Raw genomic sequence first — 13,814 nt, 5'->3', positions numbered from 1 at the left:
GATGCAAGAACACCGGCGGGTTTCGCCCGCGCTTTTCCCTTGCTATGCTGTGCACTGCGCCAGGTGGTGGAAGGCGCAATCACCAGAGTCATTCTCTCGGAGACACCACCATGATCATCCTCGGCATTCTCCTTTGCATCGCGGCCATCGGCATCTTGTGCTGGTTGCTCTTCACGCTTGCTATCGTCGCCCTCCCTTTGTTCGTCGGCGTCAACGCAAGTACATGGGCATTCAACACCGGTACCGGCTGGCTTGGCGCGATCCTTGTCGGCATCCTCGCAGCCGGGTTGACACTCGGCGTCGGCCAAATCCTCCTCTGCGTTATCAGGCCAATGTGGGCAAAGCTGGCGATCGCGATGGTCTTCGTCGCTCCCGCGATCGTTGCCGGATACCATGCCACTCATGGCATCGCGAAGCACATGATGCCTTCGGAAGTCTGGCAGGTCGTCTTTTCCGTCATTGGCGCGATCGCCGTCGGCGTCACGGCATATCTGCGGGTCGCGGGCATGGCCGCCGCCGACCAATCCGGTAGGGACATGGTTCGAGCTTAAACCCGCGCGAGCGAGGCGGGTGGACCAGAGCGATGAAGGCTTGGCCTCCTTGTCATCGGTGGTTGGAGCACTCGGGATGCATGCCATGGATCGAGCAACGGCCACGTGCCGGCGCGGCCCCGTCTGTGGACTTGGACATTCTTCGGTCGATGCCGCATGGCAGGCCGACCAATCGGTGGCAGGACGGCAGCGCGGCCGGTGACTGCGCGCTGGAGGTGCGTGGGGTTCCCGGCGTTTGGAATGCGTGGACGACGCCAGTGAACTCGCAACGATCTGCTGGAGGCGCGTTGTTCGCCAACGTCTCCGTTGCCAATCTGTCCCAAGAGCGCTCCAAACGGCCTCTTCAATGGGCTGATCTGGCCGAAGGACGGCTGAAGCCTCGACCGCCTATGCCGCAACGGCGCGTCTCGACTTTCTTCCCCTGCCGGCGCCCACCCCATGCGGCAAGCGCATGGGGACCCCGAGCGCCGCCATTCCTCGCGAGACAAGAAAGTCGTTCTTGCGCCGTCCTCCGCTTTGCTCCGGTCGCATGCGATGCGTCGTCGGTCGCCTCCGGCCAACCGATCGCCATCGAGGCCGCATGGTGCGGGCTCGGAACAGAAAACGGAGACTTACAATGGCTACTATCGGCACCTTCAGGAAGTCCGCCTCGAACGAATTCACCGGTGAAATCGTCACCCTCAGCGTCCAGGCCAAGAACGTGCGCATCGTCCCAGACACCCGCGCCACTGGCGAGAACGCTCCCAGCCACCGGGTGCTGGTCGGCCGCGCCGAGATCGGCGCCGCATGGTCGAAGACCTCCAACGAGGGCCGCGACTACCTGGGCCTCAAGCTCGACGATCCGAGCTTCAACGCCCCGATCTACGCCAACCTCTTCGACGACGAGGAAGGTGAGGGTTTCTCGCTCATCTGGTCCCGCCCGAACGCGCGGCGGGGTGACTGAGGACCCGCGCAGGCCCCGGCCGGAAGGCCGGGGCCTCTTCCGCGGACGGTCCGGTTCGGTTCACCCAAGCCGAGAGCGATGCCGAAGCCGCATCGCCTGATGCTGATCAACCGGCCTCCGTTGGCAGAATTGTTCTGTAAAATGCAGGCTTTCACTCTGGGAATCGAGGCAAGCGATGATCGAGCCGTTTGACGAAACCGCGCCGACCAGTGACGAACTCACCGAATACGATCGGGAACACGTCAAGCTCTATATGCGCCTGCTTGACGCCGCCGACGACGGTGCGGACTGGCGCGAGGTGGTCGAAATTCTCTTCGGCATTGATCTGACGAAGGAGCCGCAACGCGCCCGGCGCATCCATGACAGCCATCTGGCGCGAGCGCGCTGGATGGCGCGTGCAGGCTACCGTCATCTCTTGCGTCGGCCCGGCAACTAGCACCACAGCGCCTGCGGTTCCCGGGTGATGCCGGAGCGGCATCACCCGATGCCCGGCGAGGGTCTTCCGCCAATCGCTACAACCCGGAATCGTTTGGAGGCGGGGTCTACGCGTTGTTTGCGAGGAGCTCTTGGATGAGGCCGGATACGTCGCATTGGCGAGACAATGCCAGCTATGATTATTTCGATACATTACCCATCGAAGGGCTCGCCTGGGAGTGTCTGCGGCGTCACGAACCCTATCAACGGCACTACCAAGCGCTCCTGACCACAAGAGCCGAAAAAGCACCCTTCCACCCTGAGACACAGCGGCTGTGGGGGTTACGATTTCCCGGCCAGGCCGGATTTGTCCACCTTGGCGCAAGACGTTTTCTGGTCGCCTGACGTCGATCCAGCTGTGGTTTCTCTCGTACCGGCGCCGGAATTTTTGTCTTCCTTGCGATCGACGCCGTTGACCGGCGCGGGCGTGTTCCACGACAGCCCGGAAGGACGTCACACTGTCCATAGTGCAGGTGTCGCCACTCAACTTTTGCTTCTGCCCGGTAGTGAGCCGCACGGTCCTTTGGCGGCGCTGATCCCCCTGGATGCAGAGACGTTGGGACGGATCGAAGCACTCGCCCGTTTCTGGCGTTCCTTGCAGGGGCGCCCCACACCCTCGGACACGCGGATGACCCCGCAGCAGCGCCGCCGCTTTCGACTGATGGTGCAGGCCGCTGACGGCCACTCGAATGGCGCGAGCTACCGCGACATTGCGATCGCGCTTTACGGGTCTAAGCGCGTCGCCGCCGATCCCTGGAAGACCTCCGCGCTGCGCGATGCGGTGATCGGCCTGGTCGAAGGCGCCACCGCCATGATCGGCGGCGGCTATTTGCAAATCCTGCGTCATCGCCGTCGATCCTAGCGGGTCTGGCCGCGCAAAGGGGGTGGAGTTTTAGCCCCCTCAACTTCCCCATCCCTGTCGAAGCTTACTCTCCGCCACCGTGGTCTCCGCCCACCGCTGAACGCCAGCGGTTGCCCAAAACCCCACGGAGGTCCGACCCATGCGACCCGATATCGCCGTTTTGCCGCCGCGCTTCCTGCGCACCAAGGAAGCCGCGGATTTCCTCAGCCTGTCCGCCCGCACGCTCGAAAAGCACCGTACCTATGGCACTGGCCCTTCCTACCGCAAGCTCGGCGGCCGTGTCGTCTATGCCGTCGACGATCTTCAGGCTTGGGCCGAACGGGGCGCTGTCACCTCAACATCCGACCCGCGTGGGTCGGTCCTGCCGGCCAAGCGTCACACGCCGACGCCGCAGACGCACGGCGGACGATACGCACGCTGATCGCGCGCGGATTCCAAATGGCGACGCGAAACCAATCCCTTTCGGAGCGCGGGCAGCTTGACCTGTTCAGGGCGCTGCCTGGCGACTTCGCCCCACGAGATGCGCAGGATCTCATGGCCTATCCGTTCTTCTCCCTCTCCAAGACCCATCGCGTCGCGCCAATCGACTTCACGGCCGGCAACGTCACGATCCGGGTCGAAGCCGTACCCGATCATGGCATGGCGACCATCTGGGACGCCGACATCCTGATCTGGGCCGCAAGCCAGATCGTCGAGGCGCGCGACGCGGGCCTTCGCACCTCGCGTCTGATGGCCGCCACGCCCTATGAGATTCTGACCTTCGTTGGCCGCGGCAAGAGCATGCGCGACTATCAGCGCCTGAAGGCGGCGCTTGATCGGCTGCAGTCGACCACCGTCTCGACGACGATCCGTCAGCCCGCCGAAGGCCGGCGTCACCGCTTCTCATGGATCAATGAGTGGCAGGAGCGCATCGATCGCCATGGCAACCCCGCGGGGATCGAGTTGATCGTCCCCGACTGGTTCTACCAGGCAGTCCTCGATGACGCGCTCGTACTGACGATCGATCGCGCCTATTTCGACCTGACTGGCGGGCTGGAGCGCTGGCTCTATCGGCTTGTGCGCAAGCATGGCGGACGCCAGCCCGACGGCTGGCGCTTCGACTTCCGTCACCTTCACCAGAAATCCGGCAGCCTGTCACCCCACAAGCGCTTTGCCTTCGAGCTACGCGACATCATCCGCCGCCAGCCGCTGCCGGGTTACACGCTCTTCCTCGAAGTGGAGATGGGCGGCCGGACGCTGCTCGCTTTCGAGCGGATCGGCTCCTGTGGAAAGCCTGTGGGCGGCATCGTGCTATCCGGAACCGGAACTATCGTGCCATCGGGAACCGCAGGCTCGTGCTATCAGGAACCCAAACGGGGCCTAACCCTTGGAAGGCAAAGCCGAAATCGCGCCCTTAACTTAGACTCTAACCCCGACTCTAACTCTGAAGAGCGCTCGCGCGATGTGCAGAGGCTCGTCCGGCGAGCCAGCCACGCACTCAGCGTAACCACCAACAACACCCCCCAAACGTCGACGGTTTCTGGCGGTCGCAACACGGCAACCAGCGTCTCTGACGCCCCGAATCCGCCTCTTGATCCGCGCTCGAAAGCCACCCGATGATCGCCGCACTCCGCAATCAAAAGAGCCGTGTCGGCAAGGCAACTTTGACGCTGCTTCTCGCCGGTGAATTGACCTGCAAGGGAAATCAGTTCGCGACCTTCGTCGTGAGCCCGACCACCGACATGACGACTCAGGAGCACGCACGCATCGCCGCTTTCCAGCACGACGTCCTCGTCGCCAACACGCTGCCCGCGAGGCTCGCGCGCGCATTTCCCACCGCATCAGGAGAACCGAAATGACTGGCACCGCGGCTCCCCGCATGCGCGGCGCGTTCCCGGCCACGCACCACGCTGCCGATAATCTCGTCCATGTCGAACTGACCTGGGTCGAGAAGAGGATCGAGAACTGGATACGGTTCGGCGCGCCCGCCCACGAACAGATTGTTGATCGTCGCCGGCGCATCCTGTCCTATCGTCCCGGCGCGGTCTTCGCCTTCGTGCGGTGGGCCGCGAACGACTTCGGAACGATCATCTCACGCATCGATATCGTGCGTGCGGTATCACGTGGCGAAGCCTATCAGACACTGCCCTTCGTGCGGCCTGGCGGCGACATCCTTCTGAAGGTCGAGAGCTGGCCCAAGGTCGAACGCGTGCTGCAGGCGATCGACGCCATCCAGCGCCTCGACATCGAGCCTGAGTTGGTGTCGCCCGATCATTGGCGGCACATCCACAACCGGATAACCGCAGGCCACGCGCCGCGCAGCTACACACTCGACCAACATCGCGCCTTCCTGCTGCGCAAGAGGACCGAGCCGTGACGCGCGCCGGGATCATCCTCGCCAGCGTTGTCGCAACCATGGGCGTCGGCTATCCCGGCCTCACTTCGATGCCCACGAAGCTCATCTGGAATGCGTCAGCCAGCGCACCGATCGGCTTCTATACGATCGACTTTCACGGACCGTTCGAGGTCACCGATCTTGTCGCCGTCGACGCCCCCGAGCCACTCGCGGCGTTCCTCGCCGATCGCGGCTATCTGCCGAGGGGCGTGCCACTCTTGAAGCGCATCCTTGGCGTTTCCGGGCAACGAGTCTGTCGCTCGAACCTCACCATCACCGTCGACGGTATCGAGGCGGGCGCGGCGCTCGAGCGTGATCGGGCCGGCCGTGACCTGCCGGTCTGGCAGGGCTGCCGCCGCATCGCGAGCGGCGAAGTCTTCCTGATGAACTGGCAGGTCCGCGACAGTCTCGATNACGCTACTTCGGCCTCCTCGCCACCAGCCAGATCATCGGCCGCGCCGTCCCACTGTGGACGGACGAGGGCGGCAACGGCCGCTTCGAATGGCGCGCGCCAATGCGGTGAGCGCGCGACCGGCGGCGCGCGTCGTGCCACCAGCCTTCATCACCGCACTACTGAAAACAGGAGCCAGACATGCAACAGATAGGGGAATTCACGCGCCAGAAGATTGGCTATAGCGGGCGCATCCACACGCTCAGCCTCAACCTGGATATCGCCATTGTGGCGGCAGAGGCGAGCGAAACGGAGAATGCGCCTGACTACCGCGTTCACGTCGGAAGCAAGGACGGCCCCGAGATTGGCGCCGGCTGGAAACGCTCCAGCGAAAAGGCCGGAGACTATGTCTCGATCCAGCTCGACGACCCGACCTACGCGCAGCCGATACGCGCAAACCTCTTTCGCAATGGCGACGGCCAGACGTCCTGGTCGCTGCACTGGACGCGCCCGCGTGATCGCAGCGAGAAGGATTGAACGATGCGCGCTCGCCGTCCGTCGACGAGCCATCGAAAGGCGCCCGGGCCGCTTCGCGCTGCCCGGCGCATGGCTCTGCTCCTCCTTTGCGGCCTGTCCGTCGCGACCGTCATGCCGGCGGCGACAGTGGCGCAGGACTTGGCCATCGCGCGATCGTCGCAGCGCGATCCGTTCGGCGCGCACATCGCAGAAGCCTCGCACCGCTTCGGCGTTCCGACCGCGCTGATACGGGCCATTATACGCAAGGAGAGTGCGGGCGACGCGCGCGCCGTGTCCAGCGCAGGCGCCCGCGGCTTGATGCAGATCATGCCGGGCACATGGGACTATCTGCGCGCTCGGTGGTCGCTTGGCCGCGATCCGTTCGATCCCCAGGACAACATCCTGGCCGGAACGGCGTATCTGCGCGAACTGCACGATCGCTTCGGCTCGCCGGGGTTTCTGGCCGCCTACAATGCGGGACCTGCACGCTACCAAGCCTACCTCACTGGGCGTCCGTTACCGGCCGAGACCCGCGCCTATGTCGCAGCACTTGCCCCCCTGATCGGTGAAAGCGAGGGTATGCGCCCTTTCGCCGTTACGTCTGTCGAGCCCATTCCGTGGAAGCACGGCTCGCTCTTCGTCGGTCAGCCGGATCGCATACAAGCTGTCGCTTTCGTGCCGGCCGAGCGACCACCAAATGACGCGAGCTCTGCACCCATCGTGCGCGATATCTCCGCCATCGTGCGCGATATCTCCGCCATCGTGCCGCTGTCCGAAGGCCTCTTCGTGGCGCGAGCCGGCGACAGGATCCAGCCATGAGCGCGCATGGGCGTTTTCGCGCAACCGCATGCTCCCGCGCACCGTGGCGTGGATGGAGGCGGAAGGTGTGCAGAACAACCGGAAGATGGCGAGATAAAAGGCCGCGAGGTGCGGCGTCGGTCGGTTGTGTTGTTTCAATAGGTTATGCAGCATTTCCGCGAGGTGCGAAGGTTTCGCGCACCTCGGCGGAACACCGATTTACCTGTGATTTCCGTGTTTTGACACGATGTGCGGATCTTCGTCATGAACGGTGAGGATGGATTCCGAATCCGGCCCGGCCGCATCCGCTCATCGGGCACCCAGCGCGCCAGGCCCTTCATCGCGCAGGCGCTTGCCGCCGCCCAGAAGGCGGGCGCCCGTATCTCTCGCTCCGGCCGGATCCGTCCGGGTAATCGCTCGACCTTCGGGCGTGGCCGCTCGGCGAGCGTGCGCGCCAATCGTCTCCTCACCAGCCGCTCGCGCACCGTGATCATCAAGACACGGCTGGTGCGACATCACGCGCGCGCCGCGCCGCTTGCCGCCCATCTCAGCTATCTGCGCCGCGAGGGCGTCACCCGTGACGGGGAGAAGGCAAGGCTGTTCGGGCCGAAAGTCGGGGAGGTGGATGACGGTGCTTTTGCCGAGCGGTGCAGCGATGGTCGGCACCACTTCCGCTTCATCGTCTCCCCGGAAGATGCCGTCGACATGGCGGATCTCAAATCCTTCGCCCGCGATCTGATGGGCCAAATGGAAAAGGACCTCGGCACGAAGCTCGATTGGGCCGGCGTCGATCACTGGAACACCGACAATCCGCACCTTCATATCATTTTGCGCGGCCAGACTGATGATGGGCAGGATCTTGTGATCTCCCGCGATTACATCAAGGAGGGGATGCGCGCCCGCGCCGCCGACCTCGTTACCCAGGAGCTTGGCCCGCGCACCGATGTCGACATCCGCCGCAATCTGGAGCGCCAGGTCGAAGCCGAACGCTGGACCCAACTTGATCGGCAGCTTGTTCGCGATGGCCGCGACACAGGCGTTGTCAATCTTGCGTCCCCGGCGAACGCTCAGCCCGATGAGTATCACGTGCTGAAGGTCGGGCGGGTGCGCAAGCTCGAAACCCTTGGCCTTGCCGAACAGGTCGGCACAGGCCAATGGATGATCGGCGAAAAGGCCGAGGAGACGCTGCGCGAGCTTGGTGAGCGCGGCGACATCATCAAGCGTATGCATCGCGCCTTGACAGAACAGGGCATCGAGCGCGGCGCGGCGAACTATGTGCTGGCGGCGGAGCGCCTTGACTCGCCTATCGTCGGTCGGCTGGTCGACCGCGGCCTTGATGATGAGCTGAAGGGCAGCGCCTACGCCGTGGTCGATGGCACCGACGGCCGCACCCATCACATCAAGCTGTCCGATCTCGATGCCGCCGGCGACAGCGCTCCGGGTTCGATCGTCGAGCTGCGCAAGTTCAGTGACGCGCAGGGACATGGTCGCGTGGCGCTCGCTGTCCGTTCCGATCTCGATATTGAGCGGCAGACAACCGCCGCCGGCGCCACCTGGCTCGACCGCCAGAACATCGCCCGCGAACCAATTGCGTTGTCGGAAGGCGGCTTCGGCGCCGAGGTGCGGCAGGCGATGCAGCGCCGCGCGGACCATCTCGTCGAACAGGGCCTCGGCGAGCGGCATGGCCAACGCACAACCTTCACCCGCAACCTGATCGACACGCTGCGTCGCCGCGAGTTGGAGGCGCTCGGCAAAAAGCTCTCGGCCGAAACCGGCCAGCCCTTCAACCGCACCCGCGGCGGCGAGTTTGTCGCCGGTTCCTACCGGCGACGTTTCACGCTCGCCTCCGGCCGCTTCGCCATGATCGATGACGGCCTCGGTTTCCAACTGGTGCCTTGGACGCCGTCCCTGGAAAAGCATCTTGGCCGCCACGTCTCGGGCATCGCCCGCGATGACGGCGGCATCGACTGGAGCTTCTCCCGCAAGCGGAGCCTCGGTCTCTAACCTCATGTTGAAGAAAGGACCGCTTCTATGTCCGCCACCAAGATACTCTGGGGCCAGATCCTCGCCGTCTTGATGATTGTGCTAATCACCACCTGGGGCGCGACGGAGTGGGTGGCCTGGCGCCTGGCATTCCAGCCCGAGCTCGGCAGGCCATGGTTCCGTGTCCTGGGCTTTCCGTTTTACCTTCCGCCGTCATTCTTCTGGTGGTGGTATGGCTTCGATGCCTACGCGCCGTCGATCTTCGTCGAGGGAGCCTTTATCGCGGCTTCCGGCGGTTTCGCCTGCGTCGCCGTCGCCATCGGCATGTCGGTCTGGCGGGCACGCGAGGCCAAGAAGGTCGAGACCTACGGCTCCGCCCGCTGGGCCGACAAGCAGGAGGTCAAGGCAACGGGCCTTCTCGGCTCCGATGGAGTGGTGCTTGGGCGGTTTGACGGCGCCTATCTGCGCCACGACGGACCGGAGCATGTGCTGTGCTTTGCGCCCACACGTTCGGGCAAGGGTGTCGGCCTCGTCGTCCCGTCACTGCTGACCTGGCCGAGTTCAGCCGTCGTCCACGACATCAAGGGCGAAAACTGGCAGCTCACCGCGGGCTTCCGCGCCAGGCATGGCCGTGTCCTGCTGTTCGATCCAACCAATCCGAAATCCTCATCCTACAACCCGCTGCTTGAGGTGCGCCGCGGCGAATGGGAAGTCCGTGACGTTCAAAACATCGCTGACATCCTCGTCGATCCCGAAGGCTCACTCGAGAGGCGAAACCATTGGGAGAAAACCAGCCATGCCCTTCTGGTCGGCGCGATCTTGCATGTCCTCTACGCCGAGCAGGACAAGACGCTTGCCGGCGTCGCCGGTTTCCTCTCCGATCCGAAGCGTCCGATCGAATCGACGCTGTCGGCGATGATGAAAACAGCGCATCTGGGTGAGGGCGGTCCGCACCCGGTCATCGCCAGCGCCGCGCGGGAGCTCTTGAACAAATCCGACAACGAGCGCTCTGGCGTGCTCTCCACCGCCATGTCGTTCCTTGGCCTCTATCGCGATCCTGTCGTGGCAGAGGTGACCCGCCGCTGTGACTGGCGCATCAGCGACCTCGTCGACGACAAGCATCCGACGACACTCTACCTCGTCGTGCCGCCGTCCGACATCAACCGGACCAAGCCAGTCATTCGCCTGATCCTCAATCAGATTGGTCGTCGCCTGACCGAAGATCTGCAGGTGAGGGCGCAAGGGCACCGGCTGCTCCTGATGCTTGACGAGTTCCCGGCGCTTGGCCGTCTCGACTTCTTCGAGTCTGCGCTCGCCTTCATGGCCGGCTACGGGCTGAAAAGCTTCCTGATCGCTCAATCCCTCAATCAGATCGAGAGGGCATACGGCGCCAACAACTCGATCCTCGACAACTGCCATGTCCGGGTAAGCTTTGCCACCAATGATGAGCGCACCGCCAAGCGGGTGTCCGACGCGCTGGGAACAGCGACCGAGATGAGGGCCATGAGGAACTATGCCGGCCACCGGCTGTCGCCGTGGCTCGGTCATCTCATGGTCTCCCGCTCCGAGACGGCTCGTCCGCTGCTCACACCTGGTGAAGTGATGCAGCTGCCGGCTACAGACGAGATTGTCATGGTCTCGGGGGCGCCGCCGATCCGCGCCAAAAAGGCGCGCTATCACGAGGATGCTCGCCTCCGGGAGCGTATCTTGCCGCCGCCGGTGCTGATGGCGGCGGCGGAGGAGGGGAGGCCCGACGACTGGACGAAACTGCCTCTGCCTTCCCGTCCGCAGATTGCTGAAGCCATGTCGGCGCCGTCGGTCACTGATGACGACACAACTGATTCCGAGCGTCGTCGGCAACCCGAGCTCAGTCGCGTTGAGCCGGTCGTGAAGCCTTCGACCGAGAACGAATTCGAGATCGATCACCAGGACGACGTGGAAGACAGTGTTGCCCGCAATCGTCGACTGACGCGCCTCATGCAGGGCATTGCGCGGCAGGCGTCGCTCGACCCCGGTGACGGCGTGGATATGTGAGGACCCCATGGTAAAGCCACCCCGCAAACAACGCCTTTCCGTCTATCTCGATCCAAAGGTCATGAGCAGGCTGGCCGAACATGCGGCGCGCCGAGATTTTTCGCGGTCGCTCGTCGCCGAGGCAGCCATCGAGTCGTTTCTCTCACCCGATGCCGCCGAGCGACAGGAGGCGGCGATCACCAAGCGGCTTGACCAGCTCGATCGCCGTATGACACGCCAGGAGCGCGATGTCGCAATTGCCGTGGAGACGCTCGCCGTTTTCGTCCGCTTCTGGCTGGCGACAACACCGGCTTTGCCCGAGCCAGCGGCACAGGCCGCCCATGCCAAGGCGGGCGGGCGCTATGATGCCTTTGTCACCGCACTCGGCCGGCGCCTGGCGAGAGGTCCAAAGCTTCGGCAGGAGATCTCCGAGGACATCGGTGGCGGTCTGGACACACACCAGCCCGGCAAGCCCGTGGGCTAAATGGACTGGCGGACTGAGATTTTGCAAGCCTCGACCAGGATTCTTGGTTGAAAATTATAGTCTGTATGCTATAAGGCGAGGAACGATGAAAGACCAAAAGCGCACCGTATGGATGGGATCACGAAGGGCGACCTGCGCGAGTTTCCGCTCGATGTTCGCCGGTTGATGGGTGTCGCAATCAACGACGCCCAGAATGGTGAGGAGCACCCGGCTGTCAAAGCCCTGAAAGGGTTTGGGGGCCGCAGCATCCTCGAGGTGGTCGACGACTTCGACGGCGATACCTACCGCGCGGTCTACACCGTCCGCTTCGCTGGCGTGATCTACGTCCTTCATTGCTTCCAGAAGAAGTCGAAGAAGGGCAGGGAGACACCCAGGCACGAAATCGACCTCATGACAGTGCGATTGAAGGCCGCCGAGGCGCACTACCGCGAAAACTATGGGAAAGGAACAAAGTCATGACAGAAGACATCACCGCCGAAGTGAGCAGCGGCAACGTGTTTGCGGACCTCGGCTTTGACAATCCCGAAGAGGAATTGCTCAAGACCAAGCTGGCCCGCGAGATCCGCGCCATTATCAAGCGCCGGCGCCTGACCCAGGCGAAGTCGGCCGAGCTGCTCGGGATGAAACAGCCGGATGTCTCCGCGATCGTCACCGGGCGAACGGGCAAGTTTTCAATAGACAGGCTGGTTCGCTGTCTGGACCGGCTCGACTACAAAGTCGACGTGGTGGTTCGCCACAAGACTCGACGGTCAACTCGTGCTGAAGCCGCTTGATCAAACGGCTTTGCCGACGAGCGGACAATTGATATCCAGGTTTGGATGGGCGCCACCGCAACCAGGACGGTAGGATTAGCGAAAAGCTCGCAGCTGGGCTCTCTAAGCCCCGTACCCAAGGCGCGCGATTAGATCTCAATCCAAGCGTAGGCGGCACCAAAGATCCCGAGCGTCATAGCAATAAACCAAGCCCATCCCTTCAACGAGGCGCGCACGTCTTCAGGCTTTGCGCCTTTTTCGTTGTCGTATTCGTCCATAATCAGGCTCCATGTTTTCGATCTTGGGTTCGGTACAAAATCAAGAGACGCTGGGCAACCCTCCTAGCTGTCGCAGCGGATTCGCCTTTGTACGGCGTGATATGCGCAGTCTAATACGTGGATTACGGGTACCGGCCTGTCGAGGACCATATAAATAATCGCCGTACCTAAAGCAGAACTAATAATCGCCGCCTCGCGCCGTTTACGTCGGCACCGCCAATCTCCTGTATTTGCACGCTACGCCACTACGCCTCGATATAGATGTTGAAACCACTCGAGATGTGGCTCTCTTAATCGTCCCCGTCCAGGGGCCGCCCATGTTCCCCCGGATCGAAACGGGGACAGGATGGCAGCTTCGCCTCACAATTCAGAAGGTCTGGCGCGCGGCGCACGCATGTTGCGCACAGCGCTCGGACCCGCGATCGCGCGCTATCTCGACGACGCCGGCATCGTCGAAGTGATGCTCAACCCCGATGGGCGTTTGTGGATCGATCGTCTGTCCGAAGGGTTGTCCGACACAGGAGAGCGTCTGTCGGCGGCGGACGGCGAGCGTATCGTTCGCCTCGTTGCTCATCATGTCGGTGCCGAAGTCCATGCCGGCGCCCCACGCGTCTCGGCCGAGCTGCCCGAGACGGGGGAGCGGTTCGAGGGGCTTCTTCCTCCCGTCGTCGCGGCGCCCGCCTTCGCGATCCGCAAGCCCGCCGTCGCCATCTTCACCCTTGAAGACTATGTCGCGGCAAGGATCATGTCGGCGCAGCAGGCGGACACACTGCGCCGGGGCGTTGCCAACCGCGCGAACATCCTCGTTGCAGGCGGCACATCCACGGGCAAGACCACGCTGATCAACGCGCTGCTCGCTGAGGTGGCCAAGACCGCCGATCGCGTGGTCATCATCGAGGATACGCGCGAACTGCAATGCGCGGCACCCAATCTCGTGGCAATGCGCACGAAAGACGGCGTCGCGTCTCTATCTGATCTTGTTCGCTCATCGCTGCGCCTGCGCCCCGACCGCATTCCGGTCGGCGAGGTGCGCGGGGCCGAGGCGCTCGAACTGCTCAAGGCCTGGGGCACCGGCCACCCCGGCGGCCTCGGCACGATCCACGCAGGCAGCGCCATCGGCGCGCTGCGTCGGATGGAGCAACTCATCCAGGAAGCCGTCGTCACCGTCCCGCGCGCGCTGATCGCCGAAACGATCGACCTGGTTGCTGTCCTTTCCGGCCGCGGCTCCGCGCGCCGGCTGTCCGAACTCGCCCGTGTCGATGGCTTGCGTCCAGACGGTGATTACCAAGTCGCGCCAGCCGTCCTCGAGGGCGACGACAGCCCGACCTTGCTCATCCAAAGCCCTGAAGGAGAAAATCCGTGATCCAACGCCTGCGCCTCGCGCGCCATCGTCTT

18 protein-coding genes and 1 pseudogene are annotated in these 13,814 nt (G+C 63.6%); 18 read left to right on the top strand and 1 reads right to left on the bottom strand.

The genetic code is table 11. From position 1 onward, the window contains the following. Window positions 1-110 precede the first annotated feature (110 nt). The 17 genes and pseudogenes from X730_RS152860 to X730_RS152930 all read left to right on the top strand — a co-directional run bounded on the left by X730_RS152860 (window position 111) and on the right by X730_RS152930 (window position 12,162). Entirely contained in the window at window positions 111-551 is a 441-nt protein-coding gene (locus X730_RS152860; RefSeq protein WP_023825243.1) for a hypothetical protein, read from the top strand. Between the two features lie 616 nt (window positions 552-1,167). Continuing rightward, window positions 1,168-1,494: a DUF736 domain-containing protein gene (locus X730_RS152865; RefSeq protein ID WP_023715496.1), complete on the top strand. Its 327-nt coding sequence runs from the start codon at window positions 1,168-1,170 to the stop codon at window positions 1,492-1,494. A 175-nt stretch (window positions 1,495-1,669) separates the two neighbouring features. Beyond that, window positions 1,670-1,930, top strand: coding sequence for a DUF2285 domain-containing protein (locus tag X730_RS152870; protein ID WP_023715497.1), 261 nt, complete (start codon window positions 1,670-1,672; stop codon window positions 1,928-1,930). Window positions 1,931-2,064: 134 nt separating this feature from the next. Further along, on the top strand, window positions 2,065-2,313 hold the full coding sequence (locus tag X730_RS1000000168615; protein WP_081731562.1) for a DUF6499 domain-containing protein: 249 nt from the start codon (window positions 2,065-2,067) through the stop codon (window positions 2,311-2,313). After that, window positions 2,285-2,830 carry a DUF2285 domain-containing protein gene (locus tag X730_RS152875; RefSeq protein ID WP_245261346.1) on the top strand — a complete coding sequence of 182 codons (546 nt, stop codon included), beginning with the start codon at window positions 2,285-2,287 and terminating at the stop codon, window positions 2,828-2,830. Before X730_RS1000000168615 ends, X730_RS152875 begins: the two co-directional genes overlap by 29 nt. 139 nt (window positions 2,831-2,969) lie before the next feature. Then, complete coding sequence (locus X730_RS152880; RefSeq protein WP_023685963.1) at window positions 2,970-3,251, top strand: helix-turn-helix domain-containing protein; 282 nt, start codon at window positions 2,970-2,972, stop codon at window positions 3,249-3,251. A 17-nt stretch (window positions 3,252-3,268) separates the two neighbouring features. After that, complete coding sequence (locus tag X730_RS152885) at window positions 3,269-4,429, top strand: replication initiator protein A (protein WP_023826227.1); 1,161 nt, start codon at window positions 3,269-3,271, stop codon at window positions 4,427-4,429. Continuing rightward, window positions 4,426-4,668, top strand: a complete 243-nt coding sequence (locus X730_RS152890; protein WP_023826226.1) for a hypothetical protein — start codon at window positions 4,426-4,428, stop codon at window positions 4,666-4,668. The genes X730_RS152885 and X730_RS152890 overlap by 4 nt, the downstream gene beginning before the upstream one ends. Continuing rightward, entirely contained in the window at window positions 4,665-5,186 is a 522-nt protein-coding gene (locus X730_RS152895; protein ID WP_023826225.1) for a DUF2840 domain-containing protein, read from the top strand. The genes X730_RS152890 and X730_RS152895 overlap by 4 nt, the downstream gene beginning before the upstream one ends. After that, window positions 5,183-5,727 (top strand): annotated as a pseudogene (locus X730_RS01000000164405) (S26 family signal peptidase). Before X730_RS152895 ends, X730_RS01000000164405 begins: the two are co-directional and overlap by 4 nt. 69 nt (window positions 5,728-5,796) lie before the next feature. Continuing rightward, on the top strand, window positions 5,797-6,132 hold the full coding sequence (locus X730_RS152900; protein WP_023826224.1) for a DUF736 domain-containing protein: 336 nt from the start codon (window positions 5,797-5,799) through the stop codon (window positions 6,130-6,132). 3 nt (window positions 6,133-6,135) lie between these two features. After that, a complete protein-coding gene (locus tag X730_RS152905; protein WP_023826223.1) occupies window positions 6,136-6,930 on the top strand; it encodes a lytic transglycosylase domain-containing protein in 795 nt (264 codons plus the stop codon). Window positions 6,931-7,173: 243 nt separating this feature from the next. Further along, entirely contained in the window at window positions 7,174-8,913 is a 1,740-nt protein-coding gene (locus X730_RS152910) for a VirD2 family relaxase/mobilization nuclease (RefSeq protein ID WP_023826222.1), read from the top strand. Window positions 8,914-8,940: 27 nt separating this feature from the next. Next, window positions 8,941-10,926 carry a conjugal transfer protein TraG gene (locus X730_RS152915; protein WP_023826221.1) on the top strand — a complete coding sequence of 662 codons (1,986 nt, stop codon included), beginning with the start codon at window positions 8,941-8,943 and terminating at the stop codon, window positions 10,924-10,926. A 7-nt stretch (window positions 10,927-10,933) separates the two neighbouring features. Then, window positions 10,934-11,389, top strand: coding sequence for a ribbon-helix-helix domain-containing protein (locus X730_RS152920; RefSeq protein ID WP_023826220.1), 456 nt, complete (start codon window positions 10,934-10,936; stop codon window positions 11,387-11,389). Window positions 11,390-11,497: 108 nt separating this feature from the next. Next, complete coding sequence (locus X730_RS152925; protein WP_031196858.1) at window positions 11,498-11,848, top strand: type II toxin-antitoxin system RelE/ParE family toxin; 351 nt, start codon at window positions 11,498-11,500, stop codon at window positions 11,846-11,848. Further along, the gene (locus tag X730_RS152930; protein ID WP_023826218.1) at window positions 11,845-12,162 is read left to right on the top strand and encodes a helix-turn-helix transcriptional regulator; all 318 of its coding nucleotides are present in this window, start codon (window positions 11,845-11,847) and stop codon (window positions 12,160-12,162) included. Before X730_RS152925 ends, X730_RS152930 begins: the two co-directional genes overlap by 4 nt. Window positions 12,163-12,290: 128 nt before the next feature. Here the strand turns inward: X730_RS152930 and X730_RS1000000169095 are convergent, their stop codons facing one another. Beyond that, complete coding sequence (locus X730_RS1000000169095; protein ID WP_023826217.1) at window positions 12,291-12,419, bottom strand: hypothetical protein; 129 nt, start codon at window positions 12,417-12,419, stop codon at window positions 12,291-12,293. A 346-nt stretch (window positions 12,420-12,765) separates the two neighbouring features. Here X730_RS1000000169095 and trbB point away from each other — a divergent pair, with 346 nt between their 5' ends. Continuing rightward, complete coding sequence (gene trbB, locus X730_RS152935; RefSeq protein ID WP_023826216.1) at window positions 12,766-13,782, top strand: P-type conjugative transfer ATPase TrbB; 1,017 nt, start codon at window positions 12,766-12,768, stop codon at window positions 13,780-13,782. Window positions 13,783-13,814: the final 32 nt, after the last annotated feature.

The sequence above is a fragment of the Mesorhizobium sp. L103C131B0 genome (assembly GCF_000502275.1).
In the GTDB taxonomy this organism is placed as follows: Bacteria; Pseudomonadota; Alphaproteobacteria; order Rhizobiales; family Rhizobiaceae; genus Mesorhizobium.
Note: the sequence above shows the minus strand (reverse complement) of the source record. Positions and strands in the feature narration are given on the sequence as shown.

Coding starts and splice junctions, on each gene's coding strand:
- X730_RS1000000169095 (WP_023826217.1), bottom strand. CDS start 12,419: ATGGACGAATACGACAACGAAAAAGGCGCAAAGCCTGAAGACGTGCGC.
- X730_RS152920 (WP_023826220.1), top strand. CDS start 10,934: ATGGTAAAGCCACCCCGCAAACAACGCCTTTCCGTCTATCTCGATCCA.
- X730_RS152915 (WP_023826221.1), top strand. CDS start 8,941: ATGTCCGCCACCAAGATACTCTGGGGCCAGATCCTCGCCGTCTTGATG.
- X730_RS152880 (WP_023685963.1), top strand. CDS start 2,970: ATGCGACCCGATATCGCCGTTTTGCCGCCGCGCTTCCTGCGCACCAAG.
- X730_RS1000000168615 (WP_081731562.1), top strand. CDS start 2,065: ATGAGGCCGGATACGTCGCATTGGCGAGACAATGCCAGCTATGATTAT.
- X730_RS152930 (WP_023826218.1), top strand. CDS start 11,845: ATGACAGAAGACATCACCGCCGAAGTGAGCAGCGGCAACGTGTTTGCG.
- trbB (WP_023826216.1), top strand. CDS start 12,766: ATGGCAGCTTCGCCTCACAATTCAGAAGGTCTGGCGCGCGGCGCACGC.
- X730_RS152865 (WP_023715496.1), top strand. CDS start 1,168: ATGGCTACTATCGGCACCTTCAGGAAGTCCGCCTCGAACGAATTCACC.
- X730_RS152895 (WP_023826225.1), top strand. CDS start 4,665: ATGACTGGCACCGCGGCTCCCCGCATGCGCGGCGCGTTCCCGGCCACG.
- X730_RS152925 (WP_031196858.1), top strand. CDS start 11,498: ATGGATGGGATCACGAAGGGCGACCTGCGCGAGTTTCCGCTCGATGTT.
- X730_RS152900 (WP_023826224.1), top strand. CDS start 5,797: ATGCAACAGATAGGGGAATTCACGCGCCAGAAGATTGGCTATAGCGGG.
- X730_RS152885 (WP_023826227.1), top strand. CDS start 3,269: ATGGCGACGCGAAACCAATCCCTTTCGGAGCGCGGGCAGCTTGACCTG.
- X730_RS152860 (WP_023825243.1), top strand. CDS start 111: ATGATCATCCTCGGCATTCTCCTTTGCATCGCGGCCATCGGCATCTTG.
- X730_RS152870 (WP_023715497.1), top strand. CDS start 1,670: ATGATCGAGCCGTTTGACGAAACCGCGCCGACCAGTGACGAACTCACC.
- X730_RS152905 (WP_023826223.1), top strand. CDS start 6,136: ATGCGCGCTCGCCGTCCGTCGACGAGCCATCGAAAGGCGCCCGGGCCG.
- X730_RS152910 (WP_023826222.1), top strand. CDS start 7,174: ATGAACGGTGAGGATGGATTCCGAATCCGGCCCGGCCGCATCCGCTCA.
- X730_RS152890 (WP_023826226.1), top strand. CDS start 4,426: ATGATCGCCGCACTCCGCAATCAAAAGAGCCGTGTCGGCAAGGCAACT.